At 42.2% G+C, this 14,590-nt stretch carries 15 protein-coding genes and 2 pseudogenes; 4 read left to right on the top strand and 13 right to left on the bottom strand.

The window, feature by feature from the left end:
• Positions 1-3: 3 nt before the first annotated feature.
• Entirely contained in the window at positions 4-1,623 is a 1,620-nt protein-coding gene (locus tag ACRC32_RS30690) for a hypothetical protein (RefSeq protein WP_438557523.1), read from the top strand.
• Between the two features lie 244 nt (positions 1,624-1,867).
• On the opposite strand, the pseudogene tnpA reads toward ACRC32_RS30690, so the two are convergent.
• From tnpA to ACRC32_RS30675, 3 genes and pseudogenes are all read right to left on the bottom strand, one after another.
• Positions 1,868-2,346: pseudogene (gene tnpA, locus ACRC32_RS30685) on the bottom strand (IS200/IS605 family transposase).
• 183 nt (positions 2,347-2,529) lie between these two features.
• A complete protein-coding gene (locus tag ACRC32_RS30680; RefSeq protein ID WP_438557522.1) occupies positions 2,530-2,820 on the bottom strand; it encodes a hypothetical protein in 291 nt (96 codons plus the stop codon).
• Between the two features lie 89 nt (positions 2,821-2,909).
• Positions 2,910-3,083, bottom strand: a complete 174-nt coding sequence (locus tag ACRC32_RS30675) for a hypothetical protein (RefSeq protein ID WP_438557521.1) — start codon at positions 3,081-3,083, stop codon at positions 2,910-2,912.
• 796 nt (positions 3,084-3,879) lie between these two features.
• Between ACRC32_RS30675 and ACRC32_RS30670 the strand changes: the two genes are divergently transcribed.
• The gene (locus tag ACRC32_RS30670; RefSeq protein WP_438557520.1) at positions 3,880-4,338 is read left to right on the top strand and encodes a DDE-type integrase/transposase/recombinase; all 459 of its coding nucleotides are present in this window, start codon (positions 3,880-3,882) and stop codon (positions 4,336-4,338) included.
• On the opposite strand, the gene ACRC32_RS30665 is transcribed toward ACRC32_RS30670, so the two are convergent.
• Together ACRC32_RS30665 and tal are read right to left on the bottom strand one after the other, a co-directional pair.
• Positions 4,313-4,513, bottom strand: a complete 201-nt coding sequence (locus tag ACRC32_RS30665; RefSeq protein WP_438557535.1) for a CAAD domain-containing protein — start codon at positions 4,511-4,513, stop codon at positions 4,313-4,315. The genes ACRC32_RS30670 and ACRC32_RS30665 overlap by 26 nt on opposite strands.
• Positions 4,514-4,759: 246 nt before the next feature.
• A pseudogene (gene tal / locus ACRC32_RS30660) lies at positions 4,760-5,905 on the bottom strand (transaldolase); the annotation flags it as partial.
• A gap of 397 nt (positions 5,906-6,302) precedes the next feature.
• On the opposite strand from tal, the gene ACRC32_RS30655 reads away from it, so the two are divergent.
• Together ACRC32_RS30655 and rd are read left to right on the top strand one after the other, a co-directional pair.
• Complete coding sequence (locus ACRC32_RS30655) at positions 6,303-6,632, top strand: hypothetical protein (RefSeq protein ID WP_438557519.1); 330 nt, start codon at positions 6,303-6,305, stop codon at positions 6,630-6,632.
• 160 nt (positions 6,633-6,792) lie between these two features.
• Positions 6,793-6,951 carry a rubredoxin gene (gene rd, locus ACRC32_RS30650; RefSeq protein WP_438557518.1) on the top strand — a complete coding sequence of 53 codons (159 nt, stop codon included), beginning with the start codon at positions 6,793-6,795 and terminating at the stop codon, positions 6,949-6,951.
• A gap of 111 nt (positions 6,952-7,062) precedes the next feature.
• On the opposite strand, the gene ACRC32_RS30645 is transcribed toward rd, so the two are convergent.
• From ACRC32_RS30645 to aqpZ, 8 genes are all read right to left on the bottom strand, one after another.
• A complete protein-coding gene (locus ACRC32_RS30645; protein ID WP_438557517.1) occupies positions 7,063-7,509 on the bottom strand; it encodes a hemerythrin domain-containing protein in 447 nt (148 codons plus the stop codon).
• 454 nt (positions 7,510-7,963) lie between these two features.
• Entirely contained in the window at positions 7,964-8,647 is a 684-nt protein-coding gene (locus tag ACRC32_RS30640; protein ID WP_438557516.1) for a hypothetical protein, read from the bottom strand.
• A gap of 80 nt (positions 8,648-8,727) precedes the next feature.
• Positions 8,728-9,633, bottom strand: a complete 906-nt coding sequence (locus ACRC32_RS30635) for a DUF2382 domain-containing protein (RefSeq protein ID WP_438557515.1) — start codon at positions 9,631-9,633, stop codon at positions 8,728-8,730.
• Between the two features lie 279 nt (positions 9,634-9,912).
• The gene (locus ACRC32_RS30630; RefSeq protein ID WP_438557514.1) at positions 9,913-10,743 is read right to left on the bottom strand and encodes a hypothetical protein; all 831 of its coding nucleotides are present in this window, start codon (positions 10,741-10,743) and stop codon (positions 9,913-9,915) included.
• Positions 10,744-11,370: 627 nt separating this feature from the next.
• On the bottom strand, positions 11,371-12,099 hold the full coding sequence (locus ACRC32_RS30625; RefSeq protein WP_438557513.1) for a helix-turn-helix domain-containing protein: 729 nt from the start codon (positions 12,097-12,099) through the stop codon (positions 11,371-11,373).
• Between the two features lie 18 nt (positions 12,100-12,117).
• The gene (locus tag ACRC32_RS30620; RefSeq protein WP_438557512.1) at positions 12,118-12,576 is read right to left on the bottom strand and encodes a hypothetical protein; all 459 of its coding nucleotides are present in this window, start codon (positions 12,574-12,576) and stop codon (positions 12,118-12,120) included.
• Positions 12,577-12,627: 51 nt separating this feature from the next.
• On the bottom strand, positions 12,628-12,846 hold the full coding sequence (locus tag ACRC32_RS30615; protein WP_438557511.1) for a hypothetical protein: 219 nt from the start codon (positions 12,844-12,846) through the stop codon (positions 12,628-12,630).
• Positions 12,847-13,023: 177 nt separating this feature from the next.
• Positions 13,024-13,740 (bottom strand): aquaporin Z, encoded by a 717-nt coding sequence (aqpZ, locus tag ACRC32_RS30610; RefSeq protein WP_438557534.1) that lies wholly within the window; start codon positions 13,738-13,740, stop codon positions 13,024-13,026.
• Positions 13,741-14,590 lie beyond the last annotated feature (850 nt).

Genomic DNA, 14,590 nt, shown 5'->3' with positions numbered 1-14,590 from the left:
GTCATGAATGCGAATTTCCTACACGATCGAACACCCGTTCCAGTTGGCATTCGGCGGCTAGCGTCGCTCATTTTACTGATAACGCTCATTGCTGGCATTGCCAATTTTTTCTATCGCTTGGAACACCTCCGCGACCTGGCGGCGACTTATTATCACCCGTACTTAATTCAGCTCGGTCTTTCTGATGAGTTTTATGTTTGGTATTTTCTGTTGTCGGAAACTCTGTTGGCGCTGACGTTTGCGGTTACGGGGGGCATGATTGCGCTGCATCGCTCGGCAACTTGGATCGCGATGTTCGCCGCGATCGCGCTCCTATTATTTGGGATCGCTCTACCACCTCCAATGCACGCGCTCGTCACCCATCAGGGAGGGCTTAACGTGCTGCTTTGCTTTTTACGGGCAATTGGCTTTGCGCTGTTTATTATCTTTCTTTATATTTTTCCTGATGGTCGGCTCGTCCCCCACTGGATAGGCTTTCTGACGATCGTCCTGGTTCTCTGGTCGTTAGTTTGGCCCCTCTACCCACCGCTAAATCCCTATCGCTTGCCTCAAGCATTACCCTTTTTGGTATTGACGTTCTGGTTTGGCACGGGGGTCTTTGCTCAAATTTACCGTTACATTTATGTTTCAAATCCGATGCAGCGGCAGCAGACCAAATGGGTCGTATTTGGTTTGACCGCAGCTATTCTAGGAGATTTTGTGACTCATATCGCCTGGTACATTTTTCCATCGTTACAGAAAGGATCGGACTGGTTTTGGCAATTCGCTCACCAGCCGTTTTTCATCTTTTCGCAACTACTTGCGCCAGTGGCGATCGCCATATCGATCTTTCGTTATGGGTTGTGGGAAATTGACTTTATTATCAACCGCACTCTCGTCTACGGCTTGCTGACTACTTTGTTAGCAGCAGTTTGGACAGCCACGGCGAAGCTGTTAGAAATTGTTTTTGCGCGAGTAACGGGGCAGAGTGCAACACCTATTGCCGCAGGGGTTGCGGTTTTGGGAGTTGGCTTAATCTTTGGACCAGCACGGGAAAAGTTAGAAAAATTCGTCAACCATCACTTTTACCCAAACAAACTGGATCTGAGTCGAGATTTCGTAGAATTTTTGCCGGAATCACGCGCGACGATCGGTTTGTCAGAATTATTGCAAAAACTGGTCTATCGCACTCTAGAAGTTTTGCACATTCAGTATGGGGCAGTTTTTTTGCAGGATACAACGGGTCAACTACAAGTAGCTGAGATTTATAACCTGTCACCGACTGTAGCACAGTCTTTTTGCTGGAACGAACGGCTCTTGGATCGGATGCAGAAAGGTAATGCAATTAAACAACTAGAAAATGATTTTTTTGTGCTGCTGGTTCCACTCATGCTGCAACGAGGCGAGCGATCGGATTTAATCGGCGTACTGGCGCTGGGTCCTCGGCAGGATGGAAGACCGTATTCCCTAGATGAACTATGGACGTTTGAGACGCTGGCAAAGCGAGCGGCAACTGCAATTTTTATCGCTCAACTCAATACGGCAACCACCCTAAAACTGACACAGCAAATTATTGCACTTGAGAAACGGGTAGAAACACTAGAAGCACAGCACGTCAACCCTGAGCCGTCCGATCGCGCTTAACTCATATTGAGTGAGCGTGCCTTGAGTTTGCACCTGCCCAAGCAGCCGAGTCATGAAACGTTCAAATGAAAACTAACAACAAAAAAAGTTCGGTCGTGCCAACTATGACGCTAGATCCGATCGCTCAAGCCGAGTTTTTGTCAGCTCTTGGCAATCGATGTTTTGTCTACTAGCGATTTGTCGCTATCTCCAGCGCGTTAGCGCAGCGTGAGTGTAGTTATCGCCTAAACTAATAGTCAATGAACTACCCCGCCGCAAGCGGACGGGGTATCAGAATCGCGCATAGAGATAATGGCTCATCTCGGTGTAACTTGAGATATTCCTGACCCTGGCTTTTAACATATTTGGCAATCATGCCTTCGTCTCCATGTTTTCCCACCGTACTGGCAAAGTAAACCGTCACTCCAAAACTCGCCGCCCCATAGCTGTTGTTTCACTTGCGGACAGCGTTTAAAGACTTCTCGTGCTGTGAGACTTTTGAGCATTGTCACGAGCTTGGTCACGCTATAAGTTGGTACTGATTGCACTAAAAAATGCACATGGTTTTTGTCCACGCCAATTTCGACAAATTTGATTTCGTAACGCTTCTCAATCTCAAGACACACTTCTCGCAAAACTGCAACCAAGTCGTTCGTCGAATACAGCTCTTCGATACTTCGCCGGAAACACCAAATGGTACAGCAAAACTGTTACGTTATGACTTTTATGGATATACTGACTCATTCCTTGATTTTACGCCGCACAGCGGCGGGGAATTTGACCCGCAGAGATTAAACGATTTGGTGATTATTTAGTTGACTTGGAGGTAGTGCCGCAGGCTTTGGATGAGGGTGTGTCTTTAGTTTTAGACAACTGAAGTGCTTTGTCTGACTAGCTTTCCGAACTCTTGCTTAACATAACTTTACGTCATGTCCCATTTTGCACGTATCTCGGCTTTACCCCAGCTTCGGCATAATGCATTTGGTGGTGGTGACGAAAATAAGTGATAGCCTCAAGCAGTCCAGAGCGCACTGACTGGGACAACCGCTTCGGCTCGATGGCTTCCATTTCTGCAAGTAAACGAGTGGCAGCGCCAACTTCGTGTTTGAGAATATGACAGTGGGTATCCATACTCGCTTGTTGATACTCAGCACTGCCAGGGTGAACCGAGGAGGCAACTTTACCCAGATACTGGGTCGCGTGGTAAAAATCTAACACTTGGCTATGGGTTAGTGGCTCTAGAAATGCCCAATTCTCGGGTGCTCCATCGGCTAATCCTTGATAATGGGCATGAGGGTATAACCGTTTTACCTGTTCGACTTCCCGTTGATCCGTTCAAGAAATGTTGCTCGTCCATGTTCTGGGGCAGCCGCAATGTAGGTCGTGTGTTGACGTTCTCCTTGCTGGTTATACAAGCTGATGGTGCCGACCATTGCTTGCCGCCATGCATCCTCAGACAACAACATACACGTTCCGTCCACTCCGATACTCACTGTCTCAATTGCCATAGGTAACTTAGGTGTTTGGTAGTGCCAATCTTCTTCTTTAAGCAAGGCAATGGTACCGACAGCTTCTGCCAAGGTTTGCACAAATGACCGATGCACATCTCATCCATGATTTTCGCGTAAGTCCTCCACTAACCGCACGCTGCTCCATGAGTGCATATTTATGGCTAATTTGTTGCGCGAATTTCGGTGTCGAGGTGATGATAATCCGAGCATCCACTTCTAATGGACAAAGGGTTTTCCCTCCATCGCCCTCTTTGATACACATGCCGCTCTATTTCTACCATTCCATAGGGAGTTTGATATGTCTTGGGTAATTTCCCTTTACTGGCAAGAGCGCATCCCACCACTCTCAATCGGCGAACCGTCAGTATCAAAATGTTTGAGTGCTTCTCAACTGGCTAAACTTCCGGCGGAATTCAGCACTGATTGGAGCGTTTCTTCTGTCTCTAAAAATGTCTTTTGCAAAGGCAAGCGCGTGCTGGAGTGTGACAAACTTGTCATTGCTTTCCACAATTGTTACACTCATTCCCCTATCTTTCACCAGCTCATGTTATGCCCAGAGCATACCAGATTTTCTTTTTCACATCAAGTTTTGGTCATACTCCATTGAAACTGCGTTTGCACTCCTTGCACCGAAACACGAGATATCCCAGTTCGGTTGTTCTGGCTAACTGGGTGGTGCGAGCCGAGTTACAGTGCGGACAGTTCATGGACGAAAGTAAGTATAAGTACCTTGGCAGGCATTTATACTACCAGAAATAGCGTTTGGATGCTACAGCGAGATCTCAGTCCTGACAGATTCGAACGAGTAACTACGGACGGACACACTGCTGATCCCAAAGCAATTGCCGAAGTATTGGGAACGGATGTGGAACACCGAGTCAGCGACTGCCTCACCAACCGCATTGAACAGGATCATCGCGGCATCAAACAACGTTACTATCCGATGCTGGGCTTTAAAACCTTTGCGTCAGCTAAACGATATTGTCAAGTATTCGATCGGGTTCGTAACTTTTTTCGTTCTCGCAGTCGAATCGGAGAGTTCGTGTCTCTATCTACAAGCCGGGAACAATTTGTTACAGGAGTGCAACAACTGCACGAGGATTTCCAAGCTGCCTCATCATCAACAAAGGGGAGGGAAAGCTATGCGACTCAAAAATCTCCTCTAATTGGGAAGCCAGATCTGACAGATTCACTACTCATTAGCCACCGACTACTTGTCGTCTAATCCATCGAAGCTGTCTCGATAGTTCCTGCCGATTTGAAAATTTGAGTAGATAACGGTTAACAAACCAGATTGAGTAACCGAGACCAATCAGTTCAAAAATCGGTGAAAGCAGGGGAAGATCGTTCAAAACATCTACTATTGCTATGAATACCTTAGCTAATACGAGCGTTGCCACAATTAGAGCAACAACAATAATTGACTGCCTGTATGTGTTGAAAAATCCAATTATGCGTTCGGGCAGTTTTGCCAAAAATCCGGCAACTTGTACTTGAAGCCGCTGCCGTTGCTCGCTAAACTGAGCGACAGATTGTGGCTTGGCTAAAGGCGCTGGCTCTGATACCTCGCTCTCTCTTGAGAAAGCAGGGGAGCTAAATTCCACTTGTTGGGGTTGAGATCCCACATTTTTAATGTTGTTATCTCCTACTGATGATAATTGCTCCACCTTTTCTTCCATTGATTTCATCAGAGATTGGAAGGGCTGAATGAATTTATCAATTCCTTCAGCCAGGACTTCATCCATTACTTGGTTGAGATTAATGTCAATTTCTGGGTCTTTGAGACTCTCAATTAACCGATAGGCTTGTTCGACTCCTGTTTCAATATGACTAGCAACCTGACAATGGTCGGCACAGGCTTCAATCGTCGCCGGAGCCAGCGTATTGACGGTTTCGGAGCCGACTAGCTCCTCTACATAGACCACATCGCTGTACTCAGGGTTTTTCGTGCTAGTACTTGCCCACAACAGCCGCTGGACATTTGCTCTTTTTTCTGCCAAAGCTTTCCAGCGATCGCTTTGAACGATCTCTTTGTACTTCTGGTAGGCAATTTTAGCGTTAGCGATCGCTACTTTGCCTTTAAAAGCCACTAATCGAGCATTCAATGCCAAGTCTTCAGTGCCATCAGTTTTGAGTTTTTCATTAATTAACCGATCCACTTTTGCGTCAATCCGGCTGAGGAAGAAACTAGCAACTGAGGAAATTTTGCTAATATCTTCACCTCTGTTCGCTCTGGCTTCCAAACCGCGAATATATGCCCAAGCTGCCGACTCATAGCTTTGAATTGAGAACAAGAGGGTAACGTTAACATTTATTCCTTCACTAATGACTTGTTCTACTGCTGGGATACCGCTAGTAGTCCCAGGAATTTTTATCATGACATTTTCTCGACCGATTTCTTGGTAATAGCGCCGAGCTTCCTGAATCGTGGCTTGGGTATCATGAGCAATGGTTGGAGGGACTTCAATGCTCACGTAACCATCTAACCCTTCGGAGTCTTCGTAAATCGGTCGTAAAAGATCGCAAGCATTACGGATGTCGGCAAATATCAAGGATTCGTAAATTTTGTAAGTTGGCAATCCTGCTGTTACGCCAGCTTCAATGTCAGCATCGTAGATAGCATTGCCCGCGATCGCCTTCTCAAAAATAGCTGGGTTGGAAGTAATACCACTGATGCCTTTATTTTTAACAAAATCTTTGAGTTCGCCTGACTCGATTAGATCGCGGGTCAAGTTATCCATCCAGATACTTTGACCGTACTGTTTAAATTCTAAAAGATGATTGGTTGCCATATTTCAATTTTTTAGTTTTCTAACTTTTATCTTACTTAAAGAATGAACGTACCTCATCTTCTAAATGGTGTATTCAATTAGTTAAATATAGAGCTGTTAGTACCGAGTTTAATTTAGTATAATTTCAAACTTATAAAGACGTGCTATTTTATGAATATCTACTAGAAACAGCGTTCAAAAACTTTACTCTATCAGAAAAAATGGCTAAAACAAGCCTCTAGTAAAAAAGAGCAGCAGGTATAAATAAACTCAACTTAGGTATTGAGTAAGAACTCAGATTTATTTCAATCGATTCAATTATATTAAACTCATTCTATAGAAAGAGCCAAGTATAGATTTTGATTTCTTAAGCTAAATACAAGAAAGTTACTCACTTATTAAACAGCAATCTAAGCCAATGAATAAACAACAAGCGAAACCCATAGATCAACCGGTTAGTGAAGATAGACACGCACGATCGGAACCTACAGCTAAGGAAAAAAATCTAGTAGCTAATCCTGGCGATAGAATTGCGGATGAGTCGCAATCCATTGAAGAAAAGGCTAAGCAAGTAGCTGTAGATTCACCAGATATCACTGGTGACTGGATTAGAGTTCCCACTTACTTTATTGTCGAGTACCCAGACGGCGAACGAAAAGCACTTCACCACGTACGAGATGCGGAAGCAATTTCTGATGTAGTTCGTATGGCGCGGATGGATGAAAAGGGAAACAGAGTTTGGTGGTAAGTATAACGATCGAGCTAAATACAGAGAAGTATTTAGCCTTTCTATTACCTGATTTTTCGCTTAGCAGTAGTTTGGCTCTGTTGTTGTAAAACTTGAGCCAGATAATTAGAAATTACTCGAACAATTTGCAATTAGAATATTAATGTAGGAGAAACTATATATGCAACAGTATACGTGCAATGTCTGCGGATATGTATACGATCCAGAGCAAGGAGATCCGGATTCTGGGATAGAACCAGGAACCTCTTTTGAAGATTTACCAGAAGATTGGATTTGTCCAGCTTGCGGAGTTACAAAAGAGAACTTTGAATCGAATTAAACAAGAAAATAAATAGCAACAATTGAATAAAAATCCCCTACTATTGAATAGAAGGGGATTTATTATTTCATGAAGTATAGATCCAAGACCAATCTGTATTTTTAAGTAGAATTAGTCTAGTACCTTGTCTGCTAACTCGCTTTTAGTCTCTTTCAACTGATTTCCAAGTTGCTCTCTTGTTTCGTCGCTCAAACATTCGCGAATTTTGGGAAATAGTTCGTTCTCTTCTTCATTCAAATGATTCTCCATGAATTCCTGCAATTGATTAATTTTCTGTTTGAATTCGGACTCTTGAGGGTTTATGGACTTAATTTCCATAATCATGCGATCGCCTTTATTATGCTCCTCACGACCTTTATCAATCAGTTCTAAAGTATTTTCACAATTACTCGCTTGCGGGTAGAGAACCAGCTCTTCAGACCGAGCATGTAAGGTTAAAAGATTGTCGAGTTTCTCAAAAGAATCTTCTACTCCTTGAGGGTCGTCAGTACCCTGAATATCTGAAAACAAAGTTCTAATTCTGCTATGATCTCTTTCTAGCAATTCAATAGCATCCATTTTGACAAAATTCCTATTCTTTGACTCGATCTTGCAGTAAAATAATTTTAAATTGGGCAATTTATATGAGAAATTAGCCTAGTTCATTTACTGCATCACCGACAACATTTAACTTTAGTCTATCGTCAACTACTGTAATGAACTTCCCCCTCTTGAATGAGGTTTATATCATCCAATATCCTGTACGTATAAATAGTAAGTTTCTAACGCTACAGCTTTGATAAAAGGACAGGGGTTATAGTGTTTTATTTCAACTGGATTAATACAATCTTTTCTTGATTTTTTAAAATTACCTTAAGTGACAAAACAATGAAATAAAAAGACAATTTAGGAAACGCGCTCGATTAAAATTAATGCGATCGCCCAAGTTTATCTAAGATACAAAGATATAGAAAGGCGATCGCTTCTTTAGCATTTACACAAAAGCGATCGCACTACATTACCAATATCGAGCCTAGCCTTGACTAGAATTTTTTCCAGGAACTACTGACGAGCCAAGATCTACAGGAATTGGTTCTCCAACAACTTTTCCGTTTTCTACTGGAACCAAAACATAACCTGTTTGCATTCCGTTTGACTGTTTGCTATTAACTTTATCAGCCACGCTTAGATCGTTTTCTGTTGCTGGTTCGTATGTGGTATCTATTGCACCTTTAACAGTATTATTGACTTCTTGAGCTGTACCCTTGACAACATTTGTTACATCTTTGACATTAGAATTAACGTTCTGTGTTGTCGATCTGACTACATCTACTGTGCCTTTGAGATTCTGGTTAAAATCTTCAGTTTTCGATTTAACCGTGTCTCCTACATCTTTGACAGTGGAATTAGCATTTTCTGCTACACTCTTTACTGCATCACCTACACCTTTAGCGGTGTTGTTAATCCCCTCAGCCGTACCCTTCACTGCATCACCTACACCTTTAACAGTCTTATTCACATTTTCTACTGTCAACTGGCGAGCTACATTCACGGCTACTGCACCCACTATAGCACCAATAAAAGCGCCAATTGCTGTTTTAACTAATCCGTCACTTTTTCCATTACTTGTTCCATTACTTGTCGTTTCAGTGTAGGGTTGCTCTACAGTTGAGTCAACATTTTCTTCTTCGCTCAAAATCTGCTGATGTTCGATCATTGCTATCTCTCCTAAATTCACAAAACTAATCGAAATTCTCTTAACGTGAGGAAAACTCTTATTTATGACTTTTCATCTAATCAATTAGGAATTAAATCTGTTCGTTCGACTTGCGTAACTTGCTGACTGATTTTATCTTTATCTACTGTTTTCACAGGTAGGTTATCGCTGTCGTTTCTGTCTTGAATATCAAGATCCAGTTCTTCTCGACGTATTTCCTCTTCGACTTCAAGAGCCTTGTGTTCTACTTCCTTACGAACTCTAACTTGTTCGCGCACAAAAGCTTTTTTTTCAACTTCAGCTATTTGTTCGTAAAGTTCTATTCTGACTAATTCTCCTTCCTTGAAGTCTGCCTCGCTTAGAGCTACTGGAGTTTCATCATCTGCAGGAATTTGTTCTATAACAAGTCTCTCTTTTTCCAAAGGCACAGAAATTTGAGCTATGTGTGTTTCAATATGCTTACCAATCGCGATTTCGCCAGTTTTGACTTGTTTTTTATTAGCGGCTATCCTCTCTTCATATAGATAAAAAACTTGTACATCAGATGTTCTTTCAGCTTGACTATTAGATGGGTTAGCATCTTTGACTGTTTCTTTTACTCGAGCTGCTAAATTCTCCACAGACGCTGAAGAATTTTCAGTTTCTTTTTCAACTTTTTGTTTTGAGTTCTTGCTGATATTCTTGTTAAGATCGAACGCTTTATTTTTAACCGTTTCTACTCCGTTTTTGATAGTGTTATTGACACTTTCGGTTGTTCCTTTGACTACATTTCCTAAATCTTTTGCAGTTCGATTGAGAGTATTAGCCGTGTTTTTATCAGTTAAAATAGCGGCTATTGTACCCATTGCAGCACCAACGATCCCCCCAATCGCTAGTTGTGCTAACCCATTACTTTTATCTGCGTCTACTGCATGAATTTCAGTTTGTCCTGTATTTGGCTCGAATTTTATCTCGCGATCTTCCTGAATTTCTCTGTCTTCAATCACAATTGTTATCTCCTATTTATCTAACAATAATAGTTAACACCAAAATAATTTAAGAGGTAAGCCAGCAAGATTTTGTTTTACGCTCACTTACTAGCTTTTTCTATTGGCTTTTTGGGAAGGACTCTAAACTTATAAGGATATTACCCGATTGAAAATCAGCTCGAAAAATATTCCAAACGTGTTCAGAGCTAACTATCCACACCTGTTGCAGGGTTAATGCCAAGTAAGTCTTGAATGCAAAGCGAGAGTAACTTTGCGAAGCTGATAGCATGAAGCTAGTTACTGAAATTCGGATGGGTTTTGTTCGTCAACTTGTATTTGAGAAACTTCCCCTGATTCTAAATCCCGATCTAGTCCCATCTGAGGAACTTCTTCTGACCCTAAGTTTGCTTCATCAGAAGCAATTGGCACTTCAGGCTCTATGATGATTGTTCGCTCGATGATTCTCTCCTTCTCTACTGGAACCAAAATGTATGCTGTCGGTGGTACTTCAGCCTGTGTTCCGATTCCAGCCTTATCGCTTGCAACTTCTTTGCTATCTTGCTCCACAGAATCTTTGACTGCATCCGCTGCACCTGCTACGGCTTGTTTCGCATTCTCAGCCGTATTTTTTACCGCTTCTGCCACTCCACCAACTACAGCATAATTAACGCCTTCAGTCACGGACTTAACTGCTTGTCCTATGCCTTTGGCTGCTTGTCCTACGCCTTCACCTACAGTCTTTGCAGCTTGTCCGACACCTTTAGCTGCGTGGTTAACGCCTTGAGATGTTCTTTTATTAGCCAAAGCAGCAGCCAACGTGCCTAATGTTGCACCAATCAGTCCTCCAACCAGCGCTTTAGTTAAGCCGTTATTTGTGCTTTTGCTTGTCGCTTGGTCTTGGGTCTGACTTTGAGGGCTAGAACCATTGCCGTTTTTACCGAAGGTCGCACCAGTACTTGTATCTACTGAACCACCGGAGAATTGTCCCATATTTGTTGAATCGATATTTTCTTCTGTGCCTAACCCAGCACCTGCGCTTGTGCTTACCGGACGAACATAGAACATACCTGTGGTCATTGGGTCAATATTTTCGTTTTGCTGCTCGAAACCTGGCATTCTATTCGTCATAATTTTTGTCTCCCTTATTTCGAGTTGGGTTTAACAAGCATTTAGCTATCTATCAGCAATTTAACAATCAATAATTGGAATATACACTGCACTAAAGGATGACATCTTTAAACAAATAGCTATTTTCTTATTGTAATTTTCGCAACAATTTATTCTTAGGCAGATTGAGCGTAGATTCAAACATAGCAAGCTTTTCGAGAGTAATAGTAAATATTTATCAGTATTGATAAAGTTGGAGTTAAGGTGCGGATTTCTTCACACTTTTGATTAAATGTAAGGCTAAGAAAAAGTGTTTTTGTCTCGAAAAGTTTCTCTGTTTAAGGCTTTAGAGTTTTACCAATAGCTCTAAAAAATAGTCATACTTTGCTAGAATCTAGTCACACTTATTTTGCTGAAACTTTCCATCAGAGTCATGCGCTCGATCTTAAGCATCTTCCAATCTGAATATTTCGCTTGTAGTATTTGGGAATTAATAGACTAGATTATATCGATTTGTATTCGTTTCTAGACAAAGATACAGCACAGTACGTTTCTACACGGCATCGATCGCAAACCGTACAGAACGTATATTATGAGAAAGATCGATGAAAAACCTTTAGTTTGACTGGCTTGACTGAGCGATCGCTTCTACGCTCCGATCTCCAATTTTCCGAGCAACTTGGGCAGATCCTTTTGAGAAACTTGGCGACGATCGATTTCGATCGCATCAACCCAAGATATACTTTTCCCCATTGTGGCAGCAAAGAAAGCCCTCGACCAGCCTTTAGCTTTTCTAGCTTCTCTAATGACAGCACCAGATGGCGGCTGTTGTTTCTGATGCTCCACGCCTCTAAGCTTGTTTGGCGACTTTGTTATCTCTGCTAGCACTGCCTCTGGTAGCTCGAATTGCCATATAGTATCTAAAAGCTGACTCCAGAAGCCAATCGGTCTTTTCGCACCATCGTTATTTGTCAACCACGCTGGACCAGTCTCTACCTCGACTCGCCATCCAGCCGTTTCGACTACTTTCAAGTCAGTTGCAAAATCGTCGGCTAGTTGCCGTCGTAGTTGCCGATCTTGTTCTGCCGCCGCCATTTTAGCCGCACCGTAAGCAATTTCCATTAGAGATTTACCCGAATAGCGATTGCGGCATCCTGGCTTGACCTGAAAAGCCAGCCAAATTAGCATTCTCGCCGCACCAGCATTTTGTTTACCAATACTAAATAGTGTTTGTACGGTTTTCTTAGTAATAGCTCCGCTATAGTAGTACTCAGACTTATTAAAAAAATACTTCGCCCAGACTCCAGGCTGAACGATAACTTTTAAACCTGTCAGCTTTTGATTGCCTGTTTTGTCCGTCTCGAAATCTCTCGCCACGTTGACATTCCAGATTTTTTAATCGGCGACGGTAAAGGCTCCTATCTTGCCTTGCTTTTCCCAAGCTATATGAGCTAATACCTGTGCAGGTTGTCTCACTAAGTCATACAAAATCGTGAGCTTTTCATGGATGCATAAATCTCTTCGTTTAACTAACCCTGTATATTCGAGTAATTGTCGATCGTCCAGCAAAAATTCACTTCCCCACGGATTGTTGAGACTTGCGGCGGCGGCGCAATAAATTAGGTGAATAGCACCTGCTCTAGGATCGAATCGCTCTATGACAGCTAAAGCTGCTGACTCAGATAGAGTTTCGGGAGATAGGTTTTCTAAATTGTCCGTGACGTAGTAACAGACCGTGCCTTTTTTGCCATCAGCTACTTTTTTATAACTTATATTGTTTTGGGTTTGGGTATTCCAGGGTAAATCGCGCTTTTGAGATAACACTTCTGCAACTCCATGCAACAAGAGTGACACAGCTGCAATACTTGTCTTACCATCTGGAAATAGAGAAGCTTTTTTAAACGCTCAGGCGTGAAATTCAAGCTGCCTAGACTTGAAGAGAATTTTTTTGGCAGTTCCTAATTTGCTTGGATGATGTACTGGGGTAGTTGGTTCTGTAGCTGTTTCTTCTCTATCTATTTCAGTCTTGCTAGTACTCTTCTGCCGAAAAATGATGATTTTCCCTACTAGCAACTGAAATAGACTCTCAAACCGATCGCGCAGTGCTTCTGGTAATTGTTTCATCTCTCGACAAGCACGCCTACCAAATGTAACTGTTTTTTTGGTATATGGAGATCCAATAGATTACATCTCCATACGAACGAAAATACCTCGGAGCAGACAAGATTTTCCTATCGAATTTGGTAGAGCTTACAGAAACCAAATCGATCTTCAATGCAATGTCTCAGCTGGCTCAGAAGCCTATCGATCTTTTTTCGACTCGGTGAAGAAGCTGGAGTAGAAAAGACCTGCTAAGATCGCACCTAAGATTGGAGCTAGCCAAAACAACCAAAGTTGAGCGATATGCTCTCCTCCAGCAAAAAGTGCTGGACCCGTGCTACGAGCTGGGTTTACTGAGGTGTTGGTTACAGGAATGCTAACTAGGTGAATTAACGTCAGTGCTAGACCGATAGCAATCGGAGCAAACCCTTTGGGAGCGCGGCGATCGCTTGCTCCTAAAATTACCATCAGAAACATGAAAGTCATCACCACTTCGGTTAAAAAGCAAGCAGCCAAAGAATAACCACTGGGTGAATGTGCGCCGAAGCCGTTTGTTGCCAATGGGTTTGAGCCTGTTAGCGCAAAATCCGCTCTACCGCTAGCAATCAGATAAACAACCGCCGCACCCACGATCGCACCTATTACTTGAGCAATGATATAGGGCAGTAATTCTGAACCAGGAAATCGCTTGCCAGCCCAAAGTCCGAAAGACACTGCTGGGTTGAGATGGCAATCAGTAATGTGTCCTAATGCATATGCGATCGTCAGTACCGTTAAACCAAAGGCGATGGATACACCAACGAGTCCAATTCCTAATGGAAACGCTGTCCCCTCACCTAGTTTTGCTGTGTCTGCTGTAAATGAGGCTGCGAGCGTCGCACTACCACAACCGCCAAGAACTAGCCAGAAAGTACCGATAAACTCCGCTGTGTACTTTTAGACTGATTTTGAAATTGAAGTTAGAAGGTTGTCCTGCTCCAATCTTGCACGAGTAAGTTTGAGGATAGGTAATATAACTGAAACGTTACAATCTAGTGAAAGCAAATTTTATCTATCAAAAGGCATAGCCTGAAAGTAGTATTGATGAAGGCAGGCGATCGCTCAAGCGCTATTTTCTTCAGTAGGACTGAGTCGATCTTATTTAGTGTAGTTCTAAAGTACTGGTAGCAGTTCGCATTCACCCTGATACGTTCAAGGAAATCACTTGAAACAGCGTCAAACTCTTATCGAGCAATAGTTTTACAACCTTACATCTACTGCTAGAAACAAGTCACACTTTTGCTAGAAACAAGTCACACTTTTTCATCATGGAGCTTAGATTTAAAATACTTACATTAAAATCTTACATTTTTAGCTCAAGTTGAAAATGTAAGGGTTGTTGAATCGAGCGAATAATAGATTTTTTTTAATCTACGATTTTAGAGATAGTCTCAAAGTAAAATCATTGTAAATAAAATAATAAAAATCTTACACCCTGTAAACTTTAAGAAATGTCCCTCAATTAAAACAGAGGTTGCTCGCTATAACGCAGTTAAATATCTATCTACATGAGTAGTGAAAAATTCAAACTTTGATTCTGCGGATAGGTGAAAAGAATGTGGCTTTGATGGCTTAATATTGTGTGGATTCTTAATCATGGATCGTTTCTAAGCGGAGAAGAAAGTTATGTCATTACTAAGCATTAGTGATTTCGATACAGACTATCAAACTACCTTTGAAGAAAATGACATCAAAGGTATGGATGTTTATGGTGAAGGGGATGGGGAAA

The sequence above is a fragment of the Chroococcidiopsis sp. genome (assembly GCF_051657925.1).
Taxonomy (GTDB): domain Bacteria; phylum Cyanobacteriota; class Cyanobacteriia; order Cyanobacteriales; family Chroococcidiopsidaceae; genus Chroococcidiopsis.
This window is presented reverse-complemented; position numbering and strand designations above follow the sequence as displayed.

What these genes read in the sequence shown, in the direction of transcription:
- ACRC32_RS30670 (WP_438557520.1), top strand. Translation starts at nt 3,880, where the DNA reads ATGCTACAGCGAGATCTCAGTCCTGACAGATTCGAACGAGTAACTACG.
- ACRC32_RS30640 (WP_438557516.1), bottom strand. Translation starts at nt 8,647, where the DNA reads ATGATCGAACATCAGCAGATTTTGAGCGAAGAAGAAAATGTTGACTCA.
- ACRC32_RS30615 (WP_438557511.1), bottom strand. Translation starts at nt 12,846, where the DNA reads ATGAAACAATTACCAGAAGCACTGCGCGATCGGTTTGAGAGTCTATTT.
- ACRC32_RS30655 (WP_438557519.1), top strand. Translation starts at nt 6,303, where the DNA reads ATGAATAAACAACAAGCGAAACCCATAGATCAACCGGTTAGTGAAGAT.
- ACRC32_RS30645 (WP_438557517.1), bottom strand. Translation starts at nt 7,509, where the DNA reads ATGGATGCTATTGAATTGCTAGAAAGAGATCATAGCAGAATTAGAACT.
- ACRC32_RS30690 (WP_438557523.1), top strand. Translation starts at nt 4, where the DNA reads ATGAATGCGAATTTCCTACACGATCGAACACCCGTTCCAGTTGGCATT.
- rd (WP_438557518.1), top strand. Translation starts at nt 6,793, where the DNA reads ATGCAACAGTATACGTGCAATGTCTGCGGATATGTATACGATCCAGAG.
- ACRC32_RS30630 (WP_438557514.1), bottom strand. Translation starts at nt 10,743, where the DNA reads ATGACGAATAGAATGCCAGGTTTCGAGCAGCAAAACGAAAATATTGAC.